This window comes from Robertmurraya sp., assembly GCF_036676585.1.
Lineage (GTDB): Bacteria > Bacillota > Bacilli > Bacillales > Cytobacillaceae > Robertmurraya_A.
Window position 1 is genome coordinate 13,402 of the sequence record NZ_JAKFCQ010000124.1, and the last position, 24,092, is coordinate 37,493.

Annotated in this window: 17 protein-coding genes and 1 pseudogene; 17 read left to right on the forward strand and 1 reads right to left on the reverse strand. The window is 39.2% G+C overall.

The features are described 5' to 3' along the window. Positions 1-324 precede the first annotated feature (324 nt). From nirB (ACGLXV_RS16825) to ACGLXV_RS16905, 17 genes and pseudogenes are all read left to right on the forward strand, one after another. Positions 325-2,685, forward strand: coding sequence for a nitrite reductase large subunit NirB (nirB, locus tag ACGLXV_RS16825; protein ID WP_391559535.1), 2,361 nt, complete (start codon positions 325-327; stop codon positions 2,683-2,685). 38 nt (positions 2,686-2,723) lie between these two features. Then, a complete protein-coding gene (nasC, locus tag ACGLXV_RS16830; protein WP_391559536.1) occupies positions 2,724-4,868 on the forward strand; it encodes an assimilatory nitrate reductase catalytic subunit NasC in 2,145 nt (714 codons plus the stop codon). A gap of 146 nt (positions 4,869-5,014) precedes the next feature. Continuing rightward, complete coding sequence (nirB, locus tag ACGLXV_RS16835) at positions 5,015-7,429, forward strand: nitrite reductase large subunit NirB (protein ID WP_391559537.1); 2,415 nt, start codon at positions 5,015-5,017, stop codon at positions 7,427-7,429. A gap of 27 nt (positions 7,430-7,456) precedes the next feature. Beyond that, entirely contained in the window at positions 7,457-7,780 is a 324-nt protein-coding gene (nirD, locus tag ACGLXV_RS16840; protein ID WP_119706999.1) for a nitrite reductase small subunit NirD, read from the forward strand. A gap of 292 nt (positions 7,781-8,072) precedes the next feature. After that, on the forward strand, positions 8,073-8,930 hold the full coding sequence (locus tag ACGLXV_RS16845) for a MurR/RpiR family transcriptional regulator (RefSeq protein WP_391559538.1): 858 nt from the start codon (positions 8,073-8,075) through the stop codon (positions 8,928-8,930). Positions 8,931-8,963: 33 nt separating this feature from the next. Next, the gene (locus tag ACGLXV_RS16850; RefSeq protein ID WP_391559539.1) at positions 8,964-10,352 is read left to right on the forward strand and encodes a YjiH family protein; all 1,389 of its coding nucleotides are present in this window, start codon (positions 8,964-8,966) and stop codon (positions 10,350-10,352) included. 20 nt (positions 10,353-10,372) lie between these two features. Further along, a complete protein-coding gene (locus ACGLXV_RS16855) occupies positions 10,373-11,503 on the forward strand; it encodes an amidohydrolase (protein ID WP_391559540.1) in 1,131 nt (376 codons plus the stop codon). Between the two features lie 26 nt (positions 11,504-11,529). Beyond that, a complete protein-coding gene (locus tag ACGLXV_RS16860) occupies positions 11,530-12,315 on the forward strand; it encodes a GNAT family N-acetyltransferase (RefSeq protein WP_391559541.1) in 786 nt (261 codons plus the stop codon). 15 nt (positions 12,316-12,330) lie between these two features. After that, complete coding sequence (gene menC, locus ACGLXV_RS16865) at positions 12,331-13,437, forward strand: o-succinylbenzoate synthase (RefSeq protein ID WP_391559542.1); 1,107 nt, start codon at positions 12,331-12,333, stop codon at positions 13,435-13,437. Between the two features lie 123 nt (positions 13,438-13,560). Then, the gene (locus ACGLXV_RS16870; RefSeq protein ID WP_391559562.1) at positions 13,561-13,752 is read left to right on the forward strand and encodes a YwbE family protein; all 192 of its coding nucleotides are present in this window, start codon (positions 13,561-13,563) and stop codon (positions 13,750-13,752) included. Positions 13,753-13,874: 122 nt separating this feature from the next. Then, positions 13,875-14,084, forward strand: a pseudogene (locus ACGLXV_RS16875) (DUF3231 family protein); the annotation flags it as partial. Between the two features lie 209 nt (positions 14,085-14,293). After that, on the forward strand, positions 14,294-15,691 hold the full coding sequence (locus ACGLXV_RS16880) for a cytochrome ubiquinol oxidase subunit I (RefSeq protein WP_391559543.1): 1,398 nt from the start codon (positions 14,294-14,296) through the stop codon (positions 15,689-15,691). Further along, positions 15,691-16,701 (forward strand): cytochrome d ubiquinol oxidase subunit II, encoded by a 1,011-nt coding sequence (gene cydB, locus ACGLXV_RS16885; RefSeq protein ID WP_391559563.1) that lies wholly within the window; start codon positions 15,691-15,693, stop codon positions 16,699-16,701. Before ACGLXV_RS16880 ends, cydB begins: the two co-directional genes overlap by 1 nt. Further along, the gene (gene cydD / locus ACGLXV_RS16890) at positions 16,701-18,422 is read left to right on the forward strand and encodes a thiol reductant ABC exporter subunit CydD (protein WP_391559544.1); all 1,722 of its coding nucleotides are present in this window, start codon (positions 16,701-16,703) and stop codon (positions 18,420-18,422) included. The genes cydB and cydD overlap by 1 nt, the downstream gene beginning before the upstream one ends. Next, positions 18,419-20,143: a thiol reductant ABC exporter subunit CydC gene (gene cydC / locus ACGLXV_RS16895; RefSeq protein ID WP_391559545.1), complete on the forward strand. Its 1,725-nt coding sequence runs from the start codon at positions 18,419-18,421 to the stop codon at positions 20,141-20,143. Before cydD ends, cydC begins: the two co-directional genes overlap by 4 nt. A gap of 124 nt (positions 20,144-20,267) precedes the next feature. Continuing rightward, complete coding sequence (locus ACGLXV_RS16900) at positions 20,268-20,903, forward strand: GerMN domain-containing protein (protein ID WP_391559546.1); 636 nt, start codon at positions 20,268-20,270, stop codon at positions 20,901-20,903. Positions 20,904-21,042: 139 nt separating this feature from the next. Beyond that, entirely contained in the window at positions 21,043-22,776 is a 1,734-nt protein-coding gene (locus tag ACGLXV_RS16905; RefSeq protein ID WP_391559547.1) for a methyl-accepting chemotaxis protein, read from the forward strand. A gap of 39 nt (positions 22,777-22,815) precedes the next feature. Here the strand turns inward: ACGLXV_RS16905 and ACGLXV_RS16910 are convergent, their stop codons facing one another. Then, positions 22,816-24,066 carry an MFS transporter gene (locus ACGLXV_RS16910; protein ID WP_391559548.1) on the reverse strand — a complete coding sequence of 417 codons (1,251 nt, stop codon included), beginning with the start codon at positions 24,064-24,066 and terminating at the stop codon, positions 22,816-22,818. Between the last annotated feature and the right edge of the window lie 26 nt (positions 24,067-24,092).

Genomic DNA, 24,092 nt, shown 5'->3' on the forward strand with positions numbered 1-24,092 from the left:
TTGTCTCAAAAGGTGTTAGCTAATCTAACACAGAAATTTATTAGAATTTTCAAACGGGTTGAATTTTTATACTTGTAAGCGCATTACAAAATCAACAAAAAAGCGAATGATCTTTTGATTTTACTTCGTAATTCGAAAAATGAGTATACCGTAGGATTGCATAAAAATACTGCCTATTAAGAGGGTTTTTATAGTAAATAACACCCAAATAGTACATATCGTGTTAGAAAATGTAACAGGTTAAATTTCATTTCAGTAGATGTATGAAATAATAAAACGAAATTTGGTTTGAACATCCATCTACTGTTTGTTGGGGGTTATAACATGAAAAAGCAAAAGTTAGTGATGGTCGGTAATGGTATGGCTGGAGTTCGGTGTTTAGAGGAAATTCTTAAAACTGATTCTGAAATGTTTGAGATTACGGTTGTTGGAAGCGAACCTCACCCAAACTATAACCGAATCCTTCTTTCTTCCGTACTTCAAGGAACAACGAAGCTTGAAGAAATTACCATTAATGATTTTAAGTGGTATGAGCAGCATCAGATTCAACTTTTTACGGGAGAAACCGTTGTTGCTATTGATCATAAAAGCCAAATAGTTATGACAGATAAAGGCCGCGGTTTGTACTATGACCGATTGATATTGGCAACGGGTTCCGTTCCTTTTGTTCTTCCTTTGCCTGGGGTGGAGAAGGAAGGTGTCATTTCTTTTCGGACAATTGAGGATTGTCAAAAGATGCAGGAAACGGCAAAGAATCATAAAAAGGCAGTTGTCATTGGTGGAGGATTGTTAGGGCTAGAAGCAGCAAGGGGACTATTACACCTCGGGATGGAGGTGCATGTAGTTCATATTAGTAGTTTCTTAATGGAAAGACAGCTGGATGAAACGGCAGCAAAAATGCTACAAGTAGAACTTGAAAAGCAAGGGATGAAGTTTCTATTAGAAAAACAAACAGAAGAAATCTTAGGCAATAAACGCATCGAAGGACTTCGTTTTACGGATGGAACATCGGTTGAAGCCGACCTGCTTGTAATGGCTGTTGGTGTGCGGCCCAATGTTCATTTGGCGAAAGAAAGTGGGTTAACAGTTAATCGGGCGATTGTCGTAAATGACTTTCTGGAGACGAGTATTACCAATATTTTTGCTGTAGGAGAATGTGTGGAACATCGAGGTATGGTATATGGCCTTGTGAAACCACTTTATGAACAGGCAGTTGTCTTAGCGAAGCGTATTTGTGGGGTAGATGGACAAGGGTATGAGGGTACTGTGTTAGCCACTCAATTAAAAATTTCGGGTGTTGATGTGTTTTCTATTGGAGCTTTTCAAGAGGATTCTGCAAGCAAGTCAATAAAAATACACGATGAAGTGGAAGGTACTTATAAAAGGCTTGTATTCCAAGAAGATAAAATAATTGGAGCGGTGCTCTTTGGGGATACCAGTGACCGAACGAAATTACAAAATATGATACTTAAAAAGCAAGATGTATCTGAAATTGAAAAAGTGACTATTTTTCAATCAAGTGGTTCGGGAACAGCGGTTACCTCAATGGCAGCAACTGAAATCATCTGTAATTGTAATGGTGTTTCCAAGGGGACAATTATTGAAGCTGTTCAAATTCATGGTTGTTCTACTGTAGACGATGTAAAAGCATGTACAAAGGCATCCGGGTCATGCGGAGGATGTAAACCGCTTGTTTCAGAGTTATTAGCTTATATTCATAGTGATGAATTTGATGAAATGAAGATCGAGAAACCTACGATGTGTAATTGTACATCGCTAACAGAGGATGAAGTTGTGCATGAGATGCAGGTCCAAAATTTATCCTCTGTTAACGAAGTAATGCAAGCACTGAACTGGAAACACAAAGAGGGATGTTCCAAATGTGTTCCTGCTTTGACGTATTACTTAAGTATGATCAATCCAGAGTATGAGAATGTCCAAGAAACATTATTTGTAAACGAAAAGATGAATGCAACATTGCAAAAGGATGGAACGTACTTTGTCGTTCCGCAAATGTATGGGGGAATGACGAATCCACATGAGTTACGAAAAATCGCGAATGTGGCAGACAAATATGGTGTGTCAGAGCTAGCTATTACTAGTGAGCAGAGAATTCATTTGATGGGTCTAACAAAAGATGAATTACCAAAGGTGTGGAATGATTTAAATATGCCTTTAAGTGCCACATACGGGAACAGAGTTCAAAATGTGAAGACGTGTATTGGCGAGCATATATGTCAATGTGATAAACGAAAGGCCCTTCAACTTTCGGCAACACTAGAAAAGAAACTTGAGTATCTTATCACTCCGTATCGAGTGAAAATAGGTGTCTCAGCTTGCTTGCATAATGGTGCAGGTTCGACAACAAAAGATATTGGCATCATTGGCACAAAGCGTGGATGGGAAATATATGTGGGAGGAAGCAGTGGTCGAAGTGTTAAAGCTGGTCAATTGTTTACAGTTGCTGAAACAGAAGAAGAGGTGGTTCATTTCATTGGTGGTCTAGTCCAGTACTACCGAGAAACGGCTAATTACTCGGAAAGAACATGGGAATGGGTGGATCGAGTAAGCCTATTGCATGTAAGAGAAGTACTTTTTGATTTTGAACTCCGTCAGCAGTTGTTAGAACGACTAGAAGAGGATTGTTTAATGATGAAGGGGCCAAAAGATGTTCCTATTTTTTAAAGTAAGTCCTAAAGAGTATAAGGATTGAGGGTGATGATGTGACTGAAATGCTATTAAAATACTTTCGCACAAAGCAAAATCATGTAGAGTCAGAGAAAACATACGACTCACAGTGTCCATTTTGCAGCATGCAATGCAAGATGCAGCTCATAGAGCAATCAATCGTTACACGCAAGAAATATACCACTGTTGGATTAGATAACCCAACTACACAAGGAAGATTGTGTGTGAAAGGCATCAATGCCCACCAACATACTTTTCATAAAGACCGATTAAAGTATCCGCTAATAAAGGTAAACGGGGAATTTATTCGTGCCACATGGGAAGAGGCACTAGCACTCATTAAAAGTAATATTCAGTCCATTCAAGAACGACATGGAAAAGACGCAATGGCGGTGTACGGAAGTGCCTCAATCACGAACGAAGAAGCTTATTTGCTCGGAAAGTTTGCTCGTGTCGCGTTGCAGACAAAGTACATTGATTACAATGGCAGGCTTTGTATGTCATCAGCGGCTTCGGCAGCTACACAAACCTTTGGGATGGACCGAGGATTTACAAATAGCATAAGTGAAATTCCTTCTTCTCGTTGTATTATTCTTGCGGGAACAAATATTGCAGAATGCCAACCGACCATTATGCCCTATTTTGAAAAGGCAAAGGAAAACGGTGCTTATATTATTGCAATTGACCCTCGTGAAACGGCAACAACGAAACTAGCAGACTTGCATATTAAGGTGAAGCCTGGAACAGATGCCGCTTTTGCTAATGGAGTCTTAAAGGTGATTATCGAAGAACAGCTTTATAACGAACACTTTATCTTAGAAAGAGTGAATGGGTTCGAAGAAGTGAAGGAGAATGTAACCTCGATGACCTTTGAGGAAATAGAATCCTTGTCAGGTGTTCCCGTTGAACAGATTCGTAAGGTTGCCCATCGGTTTGCAAAAGAAGAGACAGGAATGATTTTTACGGCACGAGGTGTAGAGCAACACACAGACGGCTCCGCAGCAGTTAGGAATTTCCTAAATATATTACTTTCGGTTGGAAAAATTGGAAAACCAGGCTGTGGGTACGGAGCGATTACTGGGCAGGGAAATGGTCAAGGAGCAAGGGAACATGGGCAAAAGGCCGACCAGCTTCCTGGTTACAGACTCATAGAAAACGAAGATCATCGAGCTTATATTGCACAGGTATGGGGAGTGAACGAAGAAGAACTGCCGAGAAAGGGTGTCTCTGCTTATGAAATGTTTGAAAAAATTCATGACGGTGACATATCCGGGATGTTTTTGATGTGCTCTAACCCCATTGTCTCTAACCCAAATGCACATTTTGTGGAGGAAGCATTACAAAAACTTTCCTTTCTTGTTGTGGTTGACTTATTCGTATCTGAAACTGCTCGATTAGCAGATGTGATATTACCGGCATCCTCCTACTTAGAGGATGAAGGAACGATGACCAATGTAGAGGGGAGAGTCACCTTAAGAGAGGCAAGTTATCCTTGTCCAGAAGAAGTAAAGCACGATTGGCAAATTCTTTGCGAAATTGCTCATGCGCTTGGGAAGGGCAAGTATTTTCCTTTTGAATCAGCGGAGGATATTTTTAACGAACTAAGGATCGCTAGTAAAGGTGGGATTGCTGATTATTATGGAGTGACTTATGAACGACTAAGAGAGGAAAAGGGACTGTTATGGCCTTGTCCAAGTTTAGATCATAAAGGAACGGTCAGGCTTTTTGAAAGTTCGTTTGCTCATCCTGATGGAAAAGCAAAGATGGTCTCGGTTGCCAATCTCGCACCGGTTTCAAAGGATCAGGTATGTGAAGAGTTTCCACTTTATTTAACAACAGGACGAGTGATGTCTCACTATTTAACAGGTGTTCAAACACGTAAAAGTGCTTCATTAGCAGCAAGAAATGTGGAATCGCATGTGGAGATTCATCCGGCCACTGCTTTAAAATATGGGATTCGAGACGAAACGCTAGTGAAGATCACGTCAAGGAGAGGAAGTATTGTTGTAAGAAGTAAGCTGTCGGACAGTATTCGTCAAGACACGCTATTTGTTCCTTTTCACTGGGCCAATTCACAAAATGTTAATTTCCTTGTCGGAAAGGAATTGGATCCAACTTGTCGTATGCCTGGATTTAAATTAAGTGCGGTAAAAATAAGCTCAGCCATGGATGTTGTATGACGATAATTATGGGTGAATCACTCTTTTAATATTCGGAAAATTCGCTTTACGAACTAAAAAGCGTGTGAGGTAATCTAACATGTTAAACAATTTTACACAAATCATGTGTTACAGTTTAAGAAACTTTCTTGGGGAGGCGCGTTAATTTGGCAAAGAAAAAACTTATTCTTGTTGGTAACGGAATGGCAGGAGTCAGAACCATAGAAGAAATTTTAAAGCTCACAAAGGATCAATTTGAAATTACGATTTTCGGGAGTGAGCCACATCCTAATTATAATAGAATCCTACTTTCAAAGGTTCTACAAGGAGACACAGAGGTCGCGGATATTACGCTAAATGATTGGAACTGGTATGAAGACAATGACATTCAGCTTTATACAGATGAGACAGTGGTTAAGGTTGATTCCGACAGAAAAGTAGTTGTTACAGATGCTGGGAGAATCGAGCCGTACGATGAAGTGATAGTGGCTACTGGTTCTGTTCCTTTCATACTTCCAATTCCAGGTTCTGATAAGGAAGGTGTTACAGCTTTCCGAGATATTAAGGACACTGAAATTATGCTAAAGGCCTCCAAGAAATATAAAAAAGCTGCTGTAATCGGCGGAGGATTGTTAGGGCTTGAGGCGGCAAGAGGACTTCTAAACCTAGGGATGGAGGTTAATGTCATCCATCTAGCTCCTTACTTAATGGAGCGTCAGCTCGACCCAATGGCAGGAAAAATGTTGCAAACAGAATTAGAAAAGCAGGGAATGACGTTTTTATTAGAAAAACAAACACAGGAGATTTTTGGAGAAGAGCGTGTCGAAGGTTTACGTTTCAGTGACGGAACTGAGATTGAAGCGGATCTTGTTGTTATGGCCGTTGGTATCAAACCTAATATTTCACTAGCAGTGGAAAGTGGGTTAGAGGTAAATCGAGGAATTGTTGTAAACGATTATATGCAAACGAATATTCCTAACGTATATGCTGTTGGGGAATGTGCAGAACATAACGGAATTCCATACGGACTTGTTGCCCCGCTTTATGAGCAAGGTAAAGTGTTAGCGAAAACGATTTGCGGTGCGAAGACTGAGCCGTATAAAGGTTCTGTATTGTATACCCAGTTAAAGGTATCAGGAGTTGAAGTGTTCTCTGCAGGTGATTTTACGGAAGGAGACGATAAAAAGGCTGTTAAAGTTTTTGATGAGCAAGACAGCTATTATAAGAAGCTCGTTCTTCGTGGAAATCAAATTGTTGGTGCAGTTCTTTTCGGAGATAGCAGCGATGGAAATCGTTTGGTTTCTATGATTCAAAAGCAGGCTGACATTTCAGACACAATGAAGGTGTCCTTGTTGCAGCCAACAGGCCAAGAAGCAGGTGCCAGTCTAGTAGCATCGATGAGTGATGATGAAATCATTTGTGGATGTAATGGAGTGTCAAAAGGAGCGATCGTTTCTGCTATTCAAACACAGGGCTGCTCGTCTGTTGATGAAATTAAAGCCTGTACGAGCGCTTCCCGTTCTTGTGGTGGTTGTAAACCACTCGTTGCAGAGGTTCTTCAGCTTACATTAGGTTCATCCTTTGATACCTTGCAGCAAAAGGAAGCAATCTGTGGCTGTACTACCCTGTCTCGTGATGAGGTAGTAGAAGAAATCAAAGCAAAAGGTTTGACTCATGTGAAAGAAGTCATGTTTGTACTTGATTGGAAAACCGAAGAGGGTTGCTCGAAATGCCGTCCAGCTCTTAACTACTACCTAGGTATGGTCAATCCAACTGGATATGAGGATGAGAAGGAATCAAGGTTCGTTAATGAGCGTATGCACGCAAACATTCAAAAGGATGGGACCTATTCTGTTGTGCCTAGAATGTACGGTGGAGTGACCAATGCGAATGATTTAAGACGAATTGCTGATGTGGTGGATAAGTATGAGATACCACTAGTAAAGGTGACTGGAGGACAACGAATCGACTTGTTTGGGGTAAAGAAGGATGATCTTCCAAAGGTGTGGGAGGATCTTGATATGCCTTCAGGATTCGCTTACGGAAAATCACTTCGTACCGTTAAAACATGTGTAGGAGAACAATTCTGTCGTTTCGGTACACAAGACTCGATGGGACTTGGGATTCAGTTAGAAAAGAAATATGAAGGTCTTCAAACACCGCATAAGGTAAAAATGGCCGTTTCAGCTTGCCCAAGAAGCTGTGCCGAATCAGGGTTTAAGGATATTGGATACATCGGCATTGACGGTGGCTGGGAACTTTATATTGGCGGAAATGGTGGTACCCATGTGCGTGGTGGAGATCTTCTTTACAAAGTAAAGACAGAGGAAGAGGTTATCGAAATTACGTCTGCTTACCTTCAATATTATCGAGAGACAGCGAACTATTTAGAGAGAACATCTGCTTGGGTGGACCGAGTTGGTTTGGACCATATCCGTGAGGTATTAGATGATAAGGAAAAACGTAAGGAGCTAAATGCTCGCATGGATAAAGCCTTATCTGTAATCGAGGATCCTTGGAAGGCCATTATCGAGGACAAAAAGCTGAAAAAAGAACTGTTTGAAACAGTAGTCACGTCGTAAGACACGATAAAAGGAGGAGATCTTCGAATGGTTAATAAAAACATCAGTAAGGTATTAATTGGCTCCCTTCAAGAACTGCCAGAGCGCTTAGGGAAAACATTTCAAGTGGGAAACATGGAGCTTGCCGTATTTAAGCTTTCCAACGGAACGGTACGAGCGATTGAAAACCGTTGTCCTCATAAAGGTGGCGTATTAAGCGAAGGGATCGTCAGTGGTGATTCGGTTTTCTGTCCGATGCATGATTGGAAGATCTGCTTAGAGGATGGCTTGGTTCAAGCGCCGGATAAAGGCTGCGTCAAAACCTATTCTACGGTAGTGGAAGGAGAAGACGTGTTTCTTCTTATTGAATAGTGATCATATGCATATAAAGAAAAGGGGTTCTCCACGTTGCTCTCAGAGTAACGGAGAATTCCTTTTCTTTTTACTTGAATAATTATTAGGATATATAAATAAAAACACAAATTCATCTTGAAAAATTCTTCTTTTATGCATTATAATTCAAAAGGTAGTTGGAATTATGCATTAGTAGTTCTTGTTATTTTAAAAATTCGGAAAATTCCGCTTGAATATGAAGTATTTTCTGCTTTAAAATGGAAAAAGGAAGTTTTTCCTTCACCAAATCCAAGAAGGTGACGAGACTAGTATGGAACAAAAGACGGTAACACAAATGATTAAAGGAAACTTTTCGGCATTATCTTCAGGTCAAAAGAAAGTAGCAGAGTTTTTGCTAGAGCATTTGGATGAAGGTTCGCTGCTCACTGCTTTCCAAATTGGGCGAAAAGTGGGTGTTAGTGAAACAACAGTCATCCGCCTAGCGTATGCACTAGGCTTTAGTGGCTACTCAGAAATGCAGGAAACGGTTCGTAGAGAATGGCTAACACATGTGCAACCAGGAAAAAGCGAAGGAAAACCTTCAAGTAGAGATGGCTTTGAAGAAAATCAGTTGTTTCATCAAATCATCGAGAAAGAGAGCCAAGTTCTTAATCAATTGCTTAACCAGTTAGAAATAGAACAAATATGGCGAGTGGTGGATGTGCTTCATCAATCAAAGCGGATTTTTATCGCTGGTTTTGGTAGTTCATATGCTGCTGCTTACTGGTTGTATTACGCACTAAAACAGATGAGAGAAAATGTGTTTCTCTCTAACCCAAGTGGATTTTTACCTGAAGAACTATGTGAACTTGATGAGCAGTCGACCGTTATTATGTTTTCCTATCCTCGTTACCGAAGAGAATCACTTAAGCTAGCAAACTATGCAAACAATCAAAAAGCAACCCTCATAGCGATTACAGATCGGCAGCTTTCTCCTATTGGCCAGCTCGCACAATTGACCTTAACAACAGAGGAGCATTTGGAATCGAGTCATCATTCGATTGCTTCGGTGATTGGTTTGCTTGAGGTGATTATCTCTGGATTGAACAAAAGGGACAATGAAAACAGCAATGTCCGTCAGAAGAAATTAGAGCAGTTATATTCCGAGCAAAATATTTTTTTAGAATGAAAAAATAGTAACTTAAGAGGAGGCTTACCCTAAATGACCAATGCTTCAAATGTTAGAGCAGAAAGAAAGGAAGCTTTACAAAAGTCCTTTTCTGTTCAAGATTATATGAAATTTATCTTACCATCCTTGATCGGTATTATGCTATTTATTATTCCCATTTCAAATGGTGAAGGAATAACAATCCCAGTTGCATTCCTTGCCAGTCAATTAAATACCCTTTTTGTTGATCAAATTCCAGCCTTTGCAACGGGTGTAATTATCCTATCTGTTTTAGGTTCACTTATTGCTGTTATTGCCAAGCCGCAATTTATTATCGAAAATTCCTTTTTAAATAAACTGTTAAATGTCAGCAAATTTTGGTTAATTGCACGTTTATTAGGGGCAATTTTTACAGTGATCGCACTTACGAAAGTAGGACCGGAATTTATTTCCTCTGAGAATACAGGAGGGATGTTGCTATTTAGCCTACTTCCGATTCTATTAACCACTTTTTTACTTGCAGGATTTTTATTGCCACTTCTTTTGAACTTTGGGCTGTTAGAGTTTTTTGGAGCATTAACAATGAAGATTATGCGACCAATTTTCAAACTGCCTGGACGATCTTCACTTGACTGCTTAGCATCATGGGTAGGGGACGGGACAATCGGTGTACTGCTAACAACTAAGCAATACGAGGAAGGCTATTATACAAAAAGAGAAGCAGCGGTGATTGCTACAACCTTCTCTGTTGTTTCTATTACTTTTACCATTGTAGTCATTCAATACTTGAATCTTGATAAATACTTTCTTCATTATTATGCTACGATCGTTATTGCTGGATTAGCAGCAGCTGTGATCATGCCACGTATTCCGCCGCTTTCTAGAAAAGCAGACACAGGCTATGAACATGCTAAGTTAGTAAAGGAAACGAGTATTCCAGCTGGTACATCGTATGCCCAATGGGGATTAGCACAAGCAGTTAGTAAAGCAAAGACAAATACAAGTGTAAAGGCAACATTAAAAGAAGGACTTCAAAATGTGCTTGATATGTGGATGGGAGTACTACCAATCGTTATGGCTATTGGAGTCACTGCTTTAGTGATTGCAGAATTTACTCCGGTGTTCTCCATATTAGGAAAGCCATTTGAGCCAATCTTAACGTTAATGCAAATACCAGAAGCAGACCAGGCTGCTCAAACGATGGTTGTTGGATTTGCGGATATGTTCTTACCAGCCATTATTGGAAGTGGAATCGAGAGTGAATTAACACGTTTTGTTATTGCATGTGTATCCGTTACACAACTGATTTACCTTTCTGAGATGGGAGGATTACTACTAGGCTCAAAGCTACCTGTTAGCTTCAAAGACTTAGTACTAATCTTCTTGATTCGTACGGCCATTACTTTACCGATTGTTGCCATTGCAGCACATATTATCTTTTAACTAGAAGGGTTCTGACACAAATGGTTCTTTTGGAAAACTTTATAGATACAGAGCGGAAACAAATTTTGAATACGTATAAAGAACTTCATGAGCTTGCCGAACCAAGCTGGAAGGAAGAAAAAACCTCTCTGTATGTAAGGCAAAAGCTAGAAAGGGCTGGATTTGATGTCCAAACCTTTCATGGCCATTATGGGTTGATTGCTGAAATTAAGGGTGAAAGTAATGAGGTAATCGCGATTCGTGCTGACATGGATGCTCTCTTGCAAGAGATAGATGGTGTCGTACAAGCGAATCATTCATGCGGTCATGATGGTCATAGTACGATGGTGTTATTCACAGCACTTGCACTTGCTAAAATAAACCATCATCATACCATTCGTTTTATCTTTCAGCCAGCAGAGGAAAAGGCAGAGGGTGCGCTTAAAATGATTGAAGAAGGCGCACTAGACAATGTAAAGTTTCTTTGTGGAATTCATTTGCGCCCTGCATTTGAGGTCGCAAATGGAATGGCGGCTCCAGTGATCTTGCACGGTTCATCAAGCTGTATAAGAGGTACGATTAAAGGAACACCGGCACATGCTGCGAGACCGGAGGAAGGCAATAATCCTATTGAAGCTGCCGCCCTTTTGGTTCAAGCTTTTCAAAATATTCGTGTCCAAACCGATGTGCCATACTCGATCAAAATGACTGAGCTTCATTGTGGAGAGTCATCGAATCTTATTCCAGAAACTGCACGATTCAGCGTTGATCTTCGTGCAAAATCGAATGAAACCATGAAGTTGCTTATAGAAGAGGCAAAACAATCGATTCAATCCATTGAGGATAGAACGAAAACAAAGATTGTTTTCCAACAAGATAGTTATTCTCCTGCTGCAGTAAAGAATGAACATGCTGTAAAGCTTGCTGAAGAAGCCATTAAATCAGTGCTGGGAGAGAAATGTCTCGTACCCATGTGTGACTCTCCTGGTGCAGAAGACTTTCACTTCTACACATTAAAGCGACCAGATATGGTTGCCACCATGATTGGATTAGGCTGCGGACTGGAACCAGGCTTGCATCATCCTAATATGAAATTTGACATTACAGCATTACTTAATGGAACAAAAATTTTAACAAAGCTGTTATTGGAAGCGGACAAACAAACTTGGTAATGACTCCGGTAAAGGAGGGAAGACATTTGAACGATGAAGTAAGCATTCGCAACCTTCAAACTGTCACAGAGTTAGAAAAGGTACGTGAATTAGAGGCTCTAATTTGGAGTTTGGAAGATTCTGTACCGGTCAACCAAACGGTAGCCGCAGTGAAAAATGGCGGCTTCGTTCTTGGTGCTTTTCTCCATGAGAAGCTTATTGGTTTTCAATATAGCTTCCCAGGATTTGATGGAGCGAAAGCGTATCTTTGCTCTCACAGCCTCGGGATTCATCCTGATTATCGTGCATTTGGTGTCGGCGAGAAACTGAAATGGGCTCAGAAGAAAACAGCGCTTCTTAAGGGTTATGAGTTAATCACATGGACATATGATCCGCTCGAAACCGTGAATGCAAATCTAAACCTACATAAACTTGGCGGCGTCTGTTCTACGTATATGGAAGATGTGTACGGTGAGATGAATGATGGATTGAACTCAGGAATGGCAACCGACCGTTTTTTAGTAGAGTGGAGGCTAAAGTCCAAGAGTATGAAAAGGGACTTAGACCGAGACGCGCTGCACGTTATAAGAACAGATCAGTTCAATGGAAACTTAAATCCTGTGGAAATTCATTTGAACCTAGCTCCTGATACCCTTTTCGTATCGGTACCAGGGAATTTTCAGACGATTAAAACAGAAGATCTCTCACTTGCTAAACAATGGAGAGAGGCAACTCGAAAGGTGTTTCTTCACTATTTTAAAAAAGGTTACACCGCTACTGATTTGCTGAAGGAAAAGGAAAACCACTACTACTACGTTTTACAAAAGCTATAGCAAGGGGAATGTGAAATGGAAGTAAAGAGCATCATTTTAAGGCATGTAAAAATGGATCTGTTAACCCCGTTCACTACGAGTGTCGGTACGGAGGTGGATAAGGATTTCATTATCGTGGAAGTACAGTCGAAAAGTGGTTTATCAGGATGGGCGGAGTCTGTTTCAATTATTGAGCCAATTTATAACGAAGAAACAGTAAAGACCAATTGGCATATCATGAGTGATTTTCTAATCCCCCTATTATTAAAAGAACCCATTTCGCATCCGGATGATGTGTCTGAGCGTTTTCAGTTTATCCGTGGCAATTATAATGCAAAGGCTGCATTAGAGTGTGCCGTCTGGGATTTATACGCAAAAGAAAAGAATCTTTCCTTGTCTAAAGCGCTCGGTGGAGTGAAAGATCGGATAGAAGTGGGCGTAAGTGTAGGGATTCAAAAGTCAGAAGCAGCGATGCTTAAGCAAATTGATGAGTACTTAAAAGAAGGATATAAGCGTATTAAAGTAAAAATCAAGCCTGATTGGGATATTCAAATATTGAAATCTATTCGCCGAGAATTTCCTGCGATTCCTTTAATGGCTGATGCCAATTGTGCTTATACATTAAAGGATATCGATCATCTTCAAGCATTAGATGAATTCAATTTAATGATGATTGAACAGCCACTTGCCTGTGATGACATCATTGATCATGCATCATTACAAGCGAAGCTTTCGACTCCTATCTGTTTAGATGAAAGTATCCACTCAGCTGAAGATGCAAGAAAAGCTATTCAGCTCGGAAGCTGTAAAATCATTAATTTAAAAATTGGTCGTATTGGAGGGCTTACAGAGTCAAGGAAGATACACGATCTGTGTGTGAAAAATGAGATTCCCATGTGGTGTGGTGGAATGTTAGAAGCAGGAATTGGAAGAGCTCATAATATCGCGATTACATCACTAGCTAACTTTACGCTTCCAGGTGACACAGCCCCTTCTTCGCATTACTGGAAGGAAGATATTATCTTACCGGAAGTAGAAATGAGCAACGGCTTTATTACTGTACCGGACTTACCTGGAATTGGGTTTGAACCAAATATTAAGAAGATCAATCAAGTGACACTTGAACAAAAAATCTTTTCATAAATAGTAAAAGGATATAGACTATTTTGGGTCTATATCCTTTTTTCTACCTTTTTTAAGCATTTGGAGATATGGTGAAAATAGTGGATAATTATCTTATTCATAATAGAGGAGCGGAAAAGAATGATGATGTCTCAAAAAAGAGAAAACATAAAAATAGGTAGCCAAGTAAAGGTGGTACAAAAAGCAGATCAGCGAACAGGGAAACTAACGGAAGGTATGGTTGCAAAAATCCTTACAAATAGCCCTACTCATCCGCATGGAATCAAGGTGATGCTAGAAAATGGTGTGGTTGGAAGAGTAAAGGAAATATTATGATTTTCCAGAAGTAGGTATTATTAGAACAATAGAATTTTTATTTTATTCACGTACAAAATAAAGAAAACTATTTTTTGACGCGTGGAGGAAATGAAAATGCCTGATACACCTTCAATGACACATTTTCAGATAAAATAATGATGCACTGTATAAGTCTCTTCTGCAGCTTTTCGTTAGGAGGAAATTCAATCGGAACCGCTTTTAGCCTTCGCAACGATTTACCTTTAAAATTTGCAGCATATATGAAGGATATTTTTGAATATGCCCATGAGGGAGCAAAGATCATGATTCAGAACGGTTGGATGGAAGAGCCCCCACAGACGATCAATTAATTTGCTTTCTCTGGGTGGAATTAAATAAACAAGAAAAGCCACCCTTGGAATATAGGGTGGCTTTTCCTGTCTACAATTCTATAATTTTGTCTTGTGTGTTACAAATGTCACAAAGTGTATAAATTTACTTCAACATTTAAACAAATTTCTAAGCTATACTCACTCTTGTGAATTAGTGAACATTTAATGAACAAAAGGAGTGAGGGCTAATGACAGAGCTTTTTTTGGCAAGGCTTCAGTTTGGAGCTACGACGATATTCCATTTTTTATTTGTACCAATGTCGATTGGTTTAGTGTTTATGGTTGCGTTAATGCAAACATTCTATGTCGTCAAAAATGAAGAAATCTATAAGAAGATGGCAAAATTTTGGGGTCATCTGTTTCTGATTAACTTTGCTGTCGGGGTCGTAACAGGAATTATTCAAGAATTTCAATTTGGGATGAACTGGTCAGAGTATTCTAGATTTGTCGGGGATGTATTTGGTGCTCCGCTTGCTATTGAAGCTTTATTAGCTTTTTTTATGGAGTCTACTTTTATCGGTTTATGGATTTTTGGCTGGAACCGTCTATCTAAGAAAGTCCATTTATTATGTATCTGGCTTGTTTCGATTGGAACAATGCTTTCAGCAATTTGGATATTAGCAGCGAATTCATTTATGCAGGAACCAGTTGGATTTGTTATGAAAAATGGGAGAGCAGAGATGAATGATTTCTTTGCTTTGTTAAAAAATCCGCAGCTCCTCGTTGAGTTTCCACATGTCATTTTTGGTGCGCTTGCTACAGGATCCTTTTTTATTGGTGGTGTTAGTGCATATAAGCTTCTAAAAAAACAAGAAGTTGAATTTTTTGCAAGATCATTCCGAATAGCAATGGTAGTATCACTCGTATCTGGAGTGGGGGTAGCTTTTAGCGGACATGAGCAGGCTAAGCATTTAATGGAATCACAGCCGATGAAAATGGCTGCCAGTGAAGCATTGTGGGAAGACAGTGGTGATCTTGCGGCTTGGACAATATGGGCACATATTGATACAGACAATAAAGAAAATTCATTCGAAATAAGCATTCCATACATATTAAGTTACTTAACATATGAGAAGTTTTCCGGTAGTGTACCAGGAATGCTTACGCTTCAAAAGGAATATGAAGAAAAGTATGGTCCAGGAAATTATATTCCACCAGTAAAAACAACGTTTTGGAGCTTCCGCATTATGGCAGGTGCTGGGGGTGTAATGATTTTGGTTTCTGCATTAGGTCTGTGGTTTCAATTTACCGAATCACTCATGAGGAGAACGTTCTTTTTAAAGCTGTTAGTAGGACTTATATCTTTCCCGTTTATCGCAAATTCTGCTGGATGGATCATGACTGAAATTGGAAGACAACCGTGGACTGTATTTGGACTAATGACAACAGCTGCATCTGTATCACCAAATGTTTCTGTTCAGTCTTTGTTATTTTCTTTAATCGCGTTTACAGCTATCTATTTAATTTTAGCTATCGTGCTTGTGTACTTGTTTATTAGAGAGATTAAAAAAGGAGTTGATCATCATGAGGATGTTCGATCGATTGATGTTCCAATTGACCCATTTGACAAGGAGGTGTATCAGTGATGGAGTTAAGTGAGTTTTGGTTCATACTAGTAGCTGTTCTGTTCATTGGCTTCTTTTTCCTGGAAGGCTTTGATTTTGGGGTGGGTATGTCGGTACGTCTATTAGCCAGAAATGATTTTGAACGACGTGTACTGATCAATACCATTGGCCCTTTTTGGGATGCGAACGAGGTATGGTTATTAACAGCAGGTGGAGCAATCTTTGCAGCTTTTCCACATTGGTATGCAACCATGTTTAGTGGCTACTATATTCCTTTTGTGTTTGTTCTTCTGGCGTTAATTGGAAGAGGAGTTGCTTTTGAATTTAGAGGGAAGGTAGACAAAGTGAATTGGACACAGTCATGGGATTGGGTTATTTTTTTCGGGAGCTTGCTACCTCCGTTTTTGTTCGGGGTATTATTTTCAAGCATCTTAAGAGGAATGCCGATTGATGAAACGATGACATTAAGAGCTGGCTTTTCTGACTATGTGAACGTTTATACTGTCGTTGGAGGAGTGACTGTCACTCTTTTATGTTTAGTACATGGGCTATTATTTACCTCTTTAAAAACCGTTGGGGATATACAAGCTCGAGCTAGAGAGCTAGCGAATATATTAATGATTCCTGTGCTAGTTGCTCTAGTAGCGTTTGTTGGACTATCCTATTTTGAAACTGATCTCTTCACCTATCGAGGAGAAGCAACTATTCCAATGATTGGACTTATTGTTGTTAGTTATATACTAGTGATTTTCTTTATAAAAAGTAAAAAGGTTGGGCTAGCTTTTATCTTTAGTGGAGCAGGGATAGCTCTTACCGTTGCAACTATATTTGTTGGTTTATTTCCTCGAGTGATGATTAGTTCAATCGATAGTCTGTATGATTTAACGGTATACAACGCTGCTTCAGGAGCTTATTCCCTAAAAATCATGACTTATGTGGCCATAACTTTACTTCCATTTGTTCTTGGGTATCAAATATGGAGTTATTATGTGTTTAGAAAACGTGTAGATGGGAAGGAAATGGTTTATTAATGGGCAAGGGGTTTCTGCAATACAAAGGAATAAAACGAATACTTGCTGTCCTTACCTTTTTAACTGCTATTCAAGGAGTGGCCATTCTGCTGCAAGCGATTTTGCTTGCGCGGGTGGTCACTCATCTATTTCATGGAGATGCGATTGAAGACCTGAATCAATTGATTAGTATTTTTGTTGGATTTTTCATTCTTCGATATGTGACCGTACATATAAAACAAAAAATTATATACCTGTATGCAAATAAAATAGGTGCAGACTTGCGAAAGACGGTATTAACAAATTTGTTCCACATAGGTCCTAGGGTATCAAAGCAACTTGGAACAGGAAGCATCGTTACACTATTGATAGAAGGCGTTGCGCAATTTCAGCAGTACCTGATTTTATTTCTCCCTAAAATGCTAAACATGTCAGTAATACCAGTTAGCATCCTTGCTTATATCTTTTTTCAAGACAAAACCTCCGCAATCATTTTAATTATAACGGTCCCAATTTTAGTAGGTTTTATGATATTGCTAGGATTAGCTGCGAAAAAGAAAGCAGATAAGCAATGGGGAATGTTTCGTATATTATCTAATCATTTTGTGGATTCATTAAGAGGCCTCGAAACGCTAACCTATTTAGGGCTTAGTCGTTCACATACGGAAAAGATTGCAAAGGTTAGTGAAAGATACCGAAAAACATCAATGGGTACGTTAAAGATCGCCTTTCTTTCTTCGTTTGCGATGGATTTTTTTACGATGCTATCTATTGCTACAGTGGCCGTATTTCTAGGTTTGCGATTAGTGGATGGAGAAATGTTATTAGAACCTGCTTTGGCGATCTTAATATTAGCTCCAGAGTATTTTTTACCAATTAGAGAAATTGGATCTGATTATCATGCTACCTTAAATGGTCAAGAAGCAGGTAGAAAGCTTTTAGAAATAGCTAATATCCCACCGTTTACTGTAGAGCAGAATCTTAAAATTAGTAACTGGAGCAATAAGAATAGATTGGAGCTTCATTCTATTAGCGTTCAGTATGAACAGCATGGAGTAGAGTCACTATCAGAGGTAAGTTTGTCAGTAAATGGACTTCAAAAGATTGGTATTGTTGGAGAGAGTGGGGCTGGTAAGTCAACCTTAATTGATACAATTGCTGGATTTGTAGAGGTTAGCGTTGGGAACATACAGATAGATAAACAAAGATGTACCCATCTCCATCAACCAGAATGGCAAAAACAGGTGAACTATATTCCACAGCATCCGTATATCTTTCATGACACACTCTTGAATAATATTAAATTTTACTCACCACAATCAACTACTGCAGAAGTAGAGTGGGCTGTTGTACAAGCAGGATTATCGCAACTCGTGAAAGAACTTCCGAATGGTTTGCATGAAAAGATTGGAGAAGGTGGACGATCCTTAAGTGGAGGACAATCTCAAAGAGTTGCATTAGCGAGAGCTTTCCTCGGGAAGAGACAAGTCCTTTTATTAGATGAACCAACAGCGCACCTCGATGTGGAGACAGAATATGAGTTGAAAGAAAAAATGCTAAGCTTGTTTACTAACAAGCTAGTATTTATTGCTACCCATAGAATACATTGGATGCAAGAAATGGATTACGTGTACTTTTTGAAAAAGGGAAGGGTAGTGGAAGAAGGAACACATAAGGAGCTTATGGAGAAAAAGGGAGAGTATTATAAGTTGGCAATAACTCAAATGGAGGGGAGCGTATGAGTAACAAAGGATGGATTCTCCCGTATATAAAAGAAAATAAGCGATTATTTCTCATCGTTATCCTACTAGGATTGGTGACGGTAATTTCGTCTTCCTCTCTAATGTTTACCTCTGGATTCCTGATTTCAAAAGCGGCAACACAACCGGAAACGATATTAATGATATATGTACCTATCGTAGCAGTGCGTACATTTGGTATAAGCCGTGCCGTTTCAAAGTATGTAGAAAGGCTTACCAGCCACGATGCGGTACTTAAAATTCTCTCGAGTATGAGGGTCCGAGTATATAAAGCTATTGAGCCATTTATTTTATCACCACAATATAAGTTAAAGACAGGTGATCTTCTTGGCGTTCTTGCAGATGATATTGAACGCCTACAAGATATTTATATAAAAACTGTATTTCCTAGTCTTGTTGCTTTGCTTTTATATAGCATCTCACTGATTGTTTTAGGGGTATACTCGGTTACCTTTGCACTGGTAATGGCCATATATGGTGCAGTCTTAGTATTTCTATTTCCGTTAATTACCCTACTCGTTACGAAATCAAAGGTGAAGCAAGTGAAAAAGAAGCGACATCATCTATATGAGCAATTAACCGATGCTGTCATGGGGATAAGTGAATGGCAATTTAGCGGTAGGCAAAATGAATTCATCCAAGCTTACGAAATGCAGGAGAAAGAATTAACCCATATTGACTCAAAAAAGATGAAGTTTGACCGTTGGCGGAATACCATAGCTCAATTGTTTATAGCTGTTATGGTTGTTTCTATGCTTGCATGGACAGCCCAGGAAAGCGGAAGTGGAAGCATTCCGTATACATTTATAGCGGCATTTGTGTTAATTCTTTTCCCATTGACGGAAGTGTTCTTACCTATATCAGATAGTATCAGTGAAATTCCTTCCTATCGTGACTCGTTTGAGAGGCTTAACCAATTATCAACTTTAGAAAATAGATGGGAGAAGGAGAAAGATCATGATTCCGTTCCATCCGGTGAAGCAATGTTAGACTTGAATCAAGTGTCCTTTCATTATGATGACAGGAATATACTTGATGGGGTAAACATGTCCATTTTAAGAGGGGAAAAGGTCGCACTCTTAGGTCCAAGTGGTGCGGGAAAATCAACTATTGTTACGTTGGTTGAAGGTGCTATGTCACCATCAGAGGGGTCAATTAAGATAAATGGTGTAGAAGCGACTACTTTAAAAGGTAGGGTTTCGAACTGGATTGCTATTTTGAATCAACAGCCATATATATTTGATACGAGTATTTTGAATAACATACGGCTCGGAAAACCAAGTGCAACAGATGAGGAAGTTTACTGGGCTGCTCGTCAGGTTCAACTTCATGAGTATATTGAATCTCTGCCCAACGGTTATCATACATCTTTACATGAGACCGGGATACGTTTTTCGGGAGGAGAAAGACAAAGAATTGCTCTTGCCAGAGTTCTTCTGCAAGACACACCGATAATTATTTTAGATGAACCAACGGTGGGACTTGATCCAGTAACAGAAAAGCAGTTACTTGAGACGATATTTGATGTGTGTAAAGACAAGACTATTTTATGGATTACTCATCATTTAACCTTTATCGATCGGTCTGATCGAGTTTTATTAATTGAACAAGGGAAAATTACTGTTGATGGCATACACTCGGATTTACTTAAAGAAAATGAAAGATATCGCAAGCTCTATCGGCTAGATGGGGGATATTTTTGATTATGATGTGTCTTTCTAACATTATTCCTCTTTAATGTAAAAAAAATTTTTCTTTCCTCTATTAGGTAACCTTCTTTTTCATCGTAATATAATGAAGTAAGACAATAGTATGGAGGGGGAAAGGGTGAGGAAACTTTTCGGACTACTACTCATTTCATTTGTTTTACTTATTGGATGTACGAAGAGCGATGTTGAAGAAAAGCCCGTGTCACAACCATCAGTGGGAGAGAAGCCTACAAGCAATGATGGGGACAATCAGTCGTCTGGGGAAAAGCCAGTAAAGGATCCGGGGCAAGAGCAGGATGCCGGAGACTCAGATGACAATCCGGGTACAACCGATCAAGGAAGTACAGGTGTGACAAAGGTGAAAATATTCCTTATTGGAATAGAAGACAATGGAGCTAGCGGAAAAAAGATTGGTGCAAACGATAGTGCTATACCGGTACTAGTGGATATTGAACCTACAAAGGCCCCATTAAAGGCAGCACTTACCAAGCTTTTATCCTTAAATGAGCAAATGTACGGCCAATCTGGGTTTTATCATTCTCTTTATCAATCAGACTTAGAAATTAAAAGTGTGATAATTGACGATGGTGAGGCAGTTATTGAACTAACAGGCAATCTAAAACTTGGTGGGGCACTTGATAACCCTCGGGTAAAGGCACAAATTGAAGAAACGGCACTTCAGTTTGATAGTGTGAACAAAGTGTCTGTATTTATTGATGGAAAAACACTTGATGAAGTGTTATCACTTAAGTGAGATTAATATAGACCGAAAAGCTTGAAGCCAGGACTTCAAGCTTTTTTTGTTCATACTTTTTTCATACTTCCTTTTTAATATAGAAACATTCTTTAGTTAGAATGACCTATATGAAATAGTCGTGGAAGGAAGAAAAAAAATGAATCTATTGAAAAATCTCAAATTTGGACAGAAAATTGCTGTTCTCACAGTTAGCTTTTTTATTTTTCTTATTATAAGTGGAGTAACGTCCCTTGTTCAAATTTCAGAAGTGAACTCGAATATTCAAACACTAAATAATGAAAATCTCGTACCAATCGTTAAACTGGAGTCAATTAAATCGGATATTGAAAACATAAGAACTCTAGCCAATTCACTTAAGGATGCTAGTGAAGATGAGGAAGAGATGCAATCCATTCAAGATGAAATCGTAGAACAAATTGCCAGTACAAATGAAAGCCTAGAAGAATATAAGAATAATAGTAACTACAATGAATTTATGGCTAGCTACAATGAGTATATAGAGGCGATGACATCTTTCCTCGAAAGCAATGGGGTAGAAAGTGTACAGGAGCAGGCAGAGACGGAGACCAATGTAGAAAGTCAGGGACCCCCTCAGGAAATGTTGCTACTAGATTCAACAAAAAAGGAAGCAGTAAGCACACTTGATAAAATCATCGATCTACAAATTGCACAAGCTGAAAACACGTATAACGAGAGTGAGACTGTTTACAAGACGACTTTAGTAATAACGATTATTGTGATTGTAATTGCATTTGTGACCACCTTATTGCTTTCCATTTTTATTGCTAGATCTATCAGTATCCCTACAAGAAGAGTCACATCTAAGCTCAAGGAAATCTCCGAAAGTAACGGAGATCTTACGGCCAGAATAGGGTACGAAAGTAAAGATGAGATTGGCGAGCTAAGCAAAAGTTTTGATACCTTTGTAGAAAAGCTTCAAAAAATCATAAAAGAAGTAGCTGGATCCGCTGAAACTATTTCAGAATCAAGTGACCAGTTAACAGATGCAACAAGTGAAACGACAAAATCACTTGAGCAAATCACTTATACCGTTTCAGAAATTGCATCTGGAACTTCGCAAAGTGCGGCAGTAATGGAGGAAACGACAGGAAATTTAATTGAAATGGCAAGCTTCTCTAGTCGTACTTCAAAAGCAACGAAACAAACAGCAGATAATACTAGATTGGTTCATGAGGCAGCTGTAAATGGCTCAAAAAAGATAACGGAAGTAGTATCGTCTATCTCAGATATTGCTGCATCGTCAAAAGACGTGACCATAGTCATTAATGAGTTGAATACCTCTTCAAACAAAATTAGTGATTTCATTCAGATTATTACGGGTATCTCTGCTCAAACGAATTTGTTAGCGTTGAATGCAGCGATTGAAGCAGCACGTGCTGGAGAAGCGGGGAAAGGTTTCAGTGTTGTTGCTGATGAAATTCGTAAGCTTGCAGACGAAAGCAATCGGGCAGCCTTACAAATCTCAAATTTAGTACAGGAAAACCAAGTGAAAACATCTTCAGCCGTTTCGTCTGTTCTAGAAGTAGAGGAGTTGGTAACAGCTGGAGTTGAGAAATCCAATGAAGTATCCGATGCCATTCAACATATTATTTCTCATATTCAAGAGATTTTAAATGAGATTAACCAAATTGATGCAGCAGCTGAAAAACAAGCATTATCAACAAATGAAATGGAAATGGCAATGAGTAATTTAGCACAGACAGCAGGAGAAACCGCTACAGGCACTGATGAAATTCGTACAAGTATTTCAGAACAACTCGCAACGATGACCAATATTGAGGGAACAACCGAACAGTTGTCTGAAATGGCGAAAAATCTACGAGAATTAACAGCAGGTTTCAAGATTTAGTCATACAAGAAAACCCACCATACGGTGGGTTTTACTCCATTATGAAGACTTTGGTTCAGGTACTTTTGTTAATATTACAAGACCAATAATAAATAAGATTACAAGGCTGAAAACACCGCTGCTTGTATGGCCTGTTATTTGAGCCGTTGCTGCAACAAGTAGTGGCCCCATAATCGAGGCGAATTTTCCAAAAATATTGTAGAAGCCAAAAAACTCATTAGAGCGTTCCTTTGGTACAAGCTTTGCAAAGTATGATCGACTTAAGGCTTGAATTCCACCTTGAGATGAGGCTACAAGCATGGCCAGTATCCAGAAATCAGTGGCTGTTTCAAGAAAGAACGCATAAATACAAACAATTATATAAACTATGATTCCAACGTAAAGCATTCTTTTCTCAGAGAACTTTTCGGCTAGCTTCCCGTACAGAATTGCAAAGGGAGCAGCAACAACTTGGGTAACAAATAATACGATTAATAGTGTCGTAGAACCAATACCCAGATCCGTTCCATATGCAGTCGACATCGTAATAATGGTACCAACACCATCGATGTAAAAGAAATACGCTAGTAAAAATAAGAATAAAGCTCGATACTTTTTAATTTCCTTAAAGGTTTCAGCTAGCCTTTTGAAGCTGCTTGCTACAGGTTTAGGGTCACGAGGAATGTAATAAATTTGATGTACATTTTTGAATATTGGTAACGAAAATAACCCCCACCAAAGAGCTGTAATGACAAATGAGATTTGACTTGCTGAAGTAGTAGTGATGGGAATGATCTCAGATTGTGCAAGCATAATAACCGCGATACTAATGATAAAAGGAATGGTGCTTCCAATATATCCAAGACTAAACCCACGTGCAGACACACGACTCATTCGGTCCTCTGTGGCAACATCAACTAAAAAGGCATCATAAAATACATTGGATCCGGACGAACCGATTACAGCTATCGTGTAAAAGATTAAAAGCCATAGCCATTGATCACTCGGGACAAATGCTAGTGCTGCTGTCATTGATATCCCTAATGCAACAAAGAAGGTGAAGAACTTTTTCTTAAAGCCTTGATAATCAGCAATTGTACCCAATATGGGAGCTATTAGAGCAAGAATTGATGTTGCAATTGCAATGGTATAGCCTAAATACGCAGTTGAATCGGCTGCATCAACTCCGGAGTTATTAGCTGCTGCCTTATAAAACAGTGGAAAGACAGCAGTAGAGATAATGATAGAATAAGCAGAGCTTGCCCAATCATACATAATCCAGCTTTTTTCTTCTCTGTTAAAGCGCTTCATAAGATTCCCCCTTGGATGGTTACTTC